Below are 5,463 nucleotides of genomic sequence, written 5' to 3'. Positions count from 1 at the left end.
CCACCACGACGTGCTCGCGGTCGGCGTGCTGCTGGCGGCCCGCGACCGGGGCCTGCGGGTGCCGCAGGACGTCGCGGTCATGGGCTTCGACGACGGAGAGGCCGCCGCCGCGGCCGATCTGACCACGATCCGCCAGCCGTTCGAGGAGTCGGGCAGCACCGCGTTCGGCGTGCTGCTCGGGCACATCGGCGGGTCCGCGCTGCGCTCGGCCACCGTGCTCGACGTTCACCTGGTCGGACGCTCCACCACCTGAAGTCCCGTACCGCCCCGGCTCGGCCTGTTAACTGATCGCGGGCGTGGCCGGGACGCCTGACCAGCGGTGACGCTATAAAAGTGCTTTTACAAAAACTCTTGACACAGCTTCCCGGCTGATGTTTCGTTCGTGTGACGAACCCGCCGGGCGGCGGCGCCCGGCACCCGAGGGAGTGGCGATGGGACTGGCCGACGCGGTCGAGGTCTTCCTGGCGACGAAGCCGGACTCCGGCGACCCCGATGCGCCCGTGGCGCAGCGGCGGGCGGCCATCCACCGGGGCTCGGACGAGATCTTCGCCAAGTTCGGCGCGCCCGCGGTGCCGGTCGGAGTCCGGGACTTCCCGGTCGGCGCCATCCGGGTCCGGGTCTACCGGCCGGCCACCGCCACCGGTCCGCTCCCGCTCTACGTCTTCCTGCACGGCGGCGGCTTCTGGCTGGGCTCCGTCGACGAGAAGGTCAACGACGCGATGTGTCACGACCGCAGCCGCCGCGCCGAGTGCGTCGTCGTGGCGGTCGACTACCGGCTGGCGCCCGAGCACCCCTTCCCGGCGCCGCTGGAGGACTGCTACGCCGGGCTGAGCTGGGCGGTGCAACACGCCGGGGAGCTCGGTGCGGACCCGGAACGCGTCGCCGTCGGCGGGATCTCGGCGGGCGCGAACCTGGCCGCCGCCGTCACGCTGCTCGCCCGGGCCCGCGGCGGCCCGCGCCTCGCCCGGCAACTGCTCGAGGTGCCGCCGCTGGACCTGACCCTGGACACCATGCGCCGGTCCGGCCTCTCCGACGACTACGGCATCACGGTCGACGACATGCGGCTCTGCGGCGATCTCTACCTCGGCCCGGAGCACGACCGGCGCGACGAGGTCGTCTCACCGCTGTTCGCCACCGACCTGACCGGTCTGCCGCCCGCACGGATCATGAGCGCCGAGCACGACCCGCTGCGGCTCGAGGGCGAGCGGTACGCCCACCGGCTGCGCGACGCCGGAGTCCCGGTGTCGTTCGAGCTCTACCCGGGAGCGGTGCACGGATCGCTCGCGCTGACCGGCACCTGGCCTCCGGCCGCCACCTGGCAGCAGGACGTCGTCACCGCGCTCCGGCGCCTGCACACCCTCCCGCAGCCCACGAACCGCTGACCGCTTCACCCGTCCACTGAGGAGTGCTCATGACCCTTACCCCGTCCGGCCGGCACCCCGCCGGTCGTACCCGGCCCCTGTTCGCGATCCTCGCCCTGTCCGGTGCGCTCGCCGCGGCGGCGTGCAGCGCGCCCGGTGGTGATGCCCCCAGCGCCGGCGCGAGCGCCCCGGCCGCCGTCAAGACGACGTGCGGCACGGAGCCGGTGACCCTGAAGGGCTACTTCGAGACCGGCTTCCCGTTGCCGAAGACCCTGGCCGACGCGTTCACCGCGCAGTTCCCGAACGTCAAGTGGGACATCCGCGAGGACCAGTTCGCCGTGATCACCCAGAACGCCCCGCGCGTGCTGTCAGACGATCCGCCGGACCTCATGCGCATACCGCAGATGTCGGAGCTGGCCAAGGACAACCTGCTGCTCAACCTGGACACCTACGCCTCGGCGTACGGCTGGGACAAGTGGCCGGCCTCGCAGCTCGAACAGATGCGCTTCGGCAGCAACGGCGAGCGCGGCGCCGGCCCGCTCTACGCGATGGGCCTCAACTTCAGCATGACCGGGATCTTCTACAACAAGAAGCTCGCTGCCCAGGTCGGGATGACCCAGCCGCCGCAGACGCTGGCCGAGTTCGACGCCGTGCTGCAGAAGGCCAAGGATGCCGGCATCACCCCGATCAACCAGTTCAACGGCGGCGCCACCGGCGGTCTCGCGTTCCCGCTGCAGAACCTGATGGCGGCGTACGGCGAGACCGCCCCGATCAACGACTGGATCTTCAACAAGCAGGGCGCCACCATCAACACGCCGGGCAACCTGCAGGCGACGCAGCACCTGGAGAAGTGGATCAAGGCGGGCTACCTGGCCCCGGACATCAACTCGCAGGACTACGCGATGATGATGAGCCGCTTCATCGGCGGCAAGAACCTGTTCATCTTCAGCGGCGACTGGGAATCCGGCAACCTCGACAAGCAGATGGCCGGCAACGCCGGCTTCCTCCTCATGCCACCGGCGCAGGCGGGCGGCAAGCAGGCCGCGATGTCGGCCCCGCTGACGTACGGCATCAGCGCCAAGTCCAAGAACGCCGACTGCGCCGCGTTCTTCCTCAACTGGGTCGCCACCGACCAGAAGGCGCGCGACATCGGCGTGAAGGTCGGCGGCTCGCACCCGATGGGCCCGACCGACGCCTACATGCCCGCCGTCGGCCAGGACACCGTCACGGCGAGCACCCTGGCCGCCGGGGCGACGATCGGTAAGGACAACGGCGCCATGGACTTCATCGCCAACGCCACCGGAGCCATCTACGCCAAGAGCTGGACCCCGCAGCTGCAGAAGCTGGCCGCCGGTCAGCAGACACCGCAGGGCCTGCTGACCGCGGTGCAGAAGGATTACGAGAGTCAGGTCAAGGGCTGACCCGATGGCCGGACCTCTCGCTGCGACGGCGGAACCGGCCAAGGAGCGGGGGCGGTGCACGCGCCGCCCCCGCTCGGCCTGGCTCGGCTGGCTCTTCGCCCTGCCCGCCGTCGTGGTCTACCTGACCTTCGTCATCCGCCCGCTGCTGCTCACCGTCCAGTACTCCTTCTACGACTGGAACGGCATCGGCGCGGCTAAATGGATCGGCCTGGACAACTACGTCCGGCTGTTCACCGACTCGGAGCTGTCCGCCACCATCCTGCACGCCTTCGAGCTGATCCTGTTCTTCAGCTTCGTGCCGGTGCTGCTGGGACTGGCGGTCGCGGCGACCATCCGGCAGATCGCCCAGAGCCGGCTGGCCCTGGTCGCCCGGACCGTGCTGTTCCTGCCCCAGGTCATCCCGCTGGTGGCCGCCGGCATCATGTGGACCTGGCTGCTCTCGACCACCGGCCTGATCAACCAGCTGCTCTCCGCCATCGGCCTGGGCTCGCTGACCCGGGCCTGGCTCGGTGACTTCGGCACCGCACTGCCCGCGGTCGGGGTGATCGGCGCCTGGGTTCAGATCGGCCTGTGCACCCTGCTGCTGCTGGCCGGCATGAGCAAGATCGACAATTCCCTGTACGAGGCGGCGCGGCTCGACGGCGCCGGCCCGTTCCGCGAGTTCCGCTCGATCACGCTGCCCGGCCTGCGCCAGGAGATCGGGGTGTGCGTCACGGTCACGGTGATCTCCGCCCTGGCCAGCTTCGACATCATCTACGTCTCCACCCAGGGAGGCCCCGGCAACGCCACCATGGTGCCCGGCCTGGAGATCTACTACCTGGCCTTCGCCGAGCGGGAGGTCGGCATGGCCTCGGCGCTCGCCGTCGCCCTGACCGTGCTGGTCCTGCTCTGCGTCCTCCCGATCCAACGGCTCACCAGGGACGGCACCCGATGATCGTCACCCGTCGCGAGACCCTGACCGGGCGGGTCCTGCTCGTCCTGCTCATGGTGCTGACCGTGCTGCCGTTCGTGAGCCTGTTCGTCACCGCCCTGCACCCGTCCGGGACCTATCCGGACGGGCTGTCCTGGCCCAGCAGCCCGCAGTGGGGCAACTTCGTCGACGCGTTCCAGGCCGCCAACATGGAACGGCTGCTGCTGTCGAGTGCGCTGATCGTGCTCGGCGTCGTACCGGTCTCGATCGTGTTCGGCACCATGGCCGGCTTCGCCTTCGGGCATCTGCGGATGCCGGGCCACCGGCTCGGTTTCCTGGTCTTCGTCCTCGGGCTCACCCTGCCCTTCGAGGGCCTGATCACCCCGCTGTACTACCAGGTGCGCGACATGGGCCTACTGAACACCAGATGGGCCATCATCCTGCCGCTCATCGGCCTGTTCATGCCGTTCTCGGTGCTGTGGATGCGCGCGCACTTCGTGACCATGCCCGACGAGCTCTCCGAGGCGGCGCGCATCGACGGGGCGAACACCTGGCAGCTGTTCTGGCGGGTGCACGTGCCGCTGGCCCGGCCGGCCCTGACGTCGCTGGGCATCCTGCTGTTCCTGTGGACCTGGAACCAGTTCCTGCTCGCCATCGTGCTGGTCGACGATCCGGCGAAACGGACGATGGCCGGTGCGCTCGGCGCGTTCCAGGGTCAGTGGGGCACGGACATCCCGCTGCTGTGCGCCGGCTCGCTGCTCATCCTGACGCCGACCCTGGCCATCTTCCTGATCTTCCAGCGCCGCTTCGTCGCCGCTCTGTTGCAGGGCTCGCTCAAGGGATGACCACCGACCACGACCGCAGGCAGTTCCTGCGCTACACCCGTACGGAGAACTGGCCGATGCTGGCCCGCCACCCGGTGGCCGCGACCGTCCACCACGACCTGCTCGCCGGGATGCTGGCCATCGGCCCGGAGGAGGTCGCCGCCGGGATCGAGGCCCTGCGGGCCGAGGCCGGCCGGGCCGCGGCGGACCTGCTCGCCGACGACCGGCTGCGGGCGGCGATCGAGGCGCTGCCCTTCCGGGCCGGTGACCGCGTCGTGGCCGTCGGCGACTCGATCACCGCGGACCGGGTCGGCTGGTTCGAGATGCTCACCGCGGCCGTCGCGGCGGCCGGCCCCGGCGGTTTCACCCTGCAAAATCTCGGGCTCAGCGGCAACACGACCGCCGATGTGCTGGAACGCTTCGACCTGCTGGAAGCGGCCCGGCCCACCCACGTGCTGCTGATGCTGGGCACCAACGACGCCCGGCGGCACGGCCGGACGCCGGGATACTCCATGGCCACCGGCCGGGAGACGGAACGCAACCTGCGGGCGCTGGCCGACCTCATCACCCGTGAGCTGAAGGCGGGCGTCACACTCATCACCCCGCCGGCCGTCGACGGTCCGGCCGCCGGGACCTTCTTCGCGGGCCTGCCGTTGAGCTGGGACGCGGCCGCGGTGGCCGACATCGCGGCCCGGGTCCACCGGATCGACGCCCGGGCGATCGGCCTGCACGACGTCACGTGGGCCCGGGTGCCCGGGGAACTGCTGGAGCCCGACGGGGTGCACCCGACCCCGGCCGGTCAGCGGCTCATCCTCACCACCGTCGTGCAGCACCTGGCCGGCACCGCGGGCCGCCCCGCCGGACCCGGTTGTTCGGAAGGTACGGGCGGGGGAGGAAGATCGCCGCCGAAACCCGCGGTGGCGGGGGTCGTGGCGCAGGGGGCGCGA

6 protein-coding genes are annotated in these 5,463 nt (G+C 70.7%); all 6 read left to right on the top strand.

What is annotated here, in order from left to right:
- Positions 1-253, top strand: a 253-nt coding sequence (locus AB0C29_RS31440) for a substrate-binding domain-containing protein (protein WP_360827781.1), incomplete at its 5' end; no start/stop codon positions are given.
- Between the two features lie 178 nt (positions 254-431).
- Positions 432-1,382: an alpha/beta hydrolase gene (locus AB0C29_RS31435; RefSeq protein WP_360827778.1), complete on the top strand. Its 951-nt coding sequence runs from the start codon at positions 432-434 to the stop codon at positions 1,380-1,382.
- A gap of 29 nt (positions 1,383-1,411) precedes the next feature.
- The gene (locus tag AB0C29_RS31430) at positions 1,412-2,782 is read left to right on the top strand and encodes an extracellular solute-binding protein (RefSeq protein WP_360827775.1); all 1,371 of its coding nucleotides are present in this window, start codon (positions 1,412-1,414) and stop codon (positions 2,780-2,782) included.
- A 4-nt stretch (positions 2,783-2,786) separates the two neighbouring features.
- The gene (locus AB0C29_RS31425) at positions 2,787-3,716 is read left to right on the top strand and encodes a sugar ABC transporter permease (protein ID WP_360827771.1); all 930 of its coding nucleotides are present in this window, start codon (positions 2,787-2,789) and stop codon (positions 3,714-3,716) included.
- Entirely contained in the window at positions 3,713-4,537 is an 825-nt protein-coding gene (locus AB0C29_RS31420; RefSeq protein ID WP_360555543.1) for a carbohydrate ABC transporter permease, read from the top strand. The genes AB0C29_RS31425 and AB0C29_RS31420 overlap by 4 nt, the downstream gene beginning before the upstream one ends.
- Positions 4,534-5,463, top strand: a 930-nt coding sequence (locus AB0C29_RS31415; RefSeq protein WP_360827768.1) for a GDSL-type esterase/lipase family protein, incomplete at its 3' end; no start/stop codon positions are given. The genes AB0C29_RS31420 and AB0C29_RS31415, both read left to right, overlap by 4 nt.

It is taken from the genome of Actinoplanes sp. NPDC048791, assembly GCF_040650095.1.
Taxonomy (GTDB): Bacteria; Actinomycetota; Actinomycetes; order Mycobacteriales; family Micromonosporaceae; genus Actinoplanes.
Note: the sequence above shows the minus strand (reverse complement) of the source record. Positions and strands in the feature narration are given on the sequence as shown.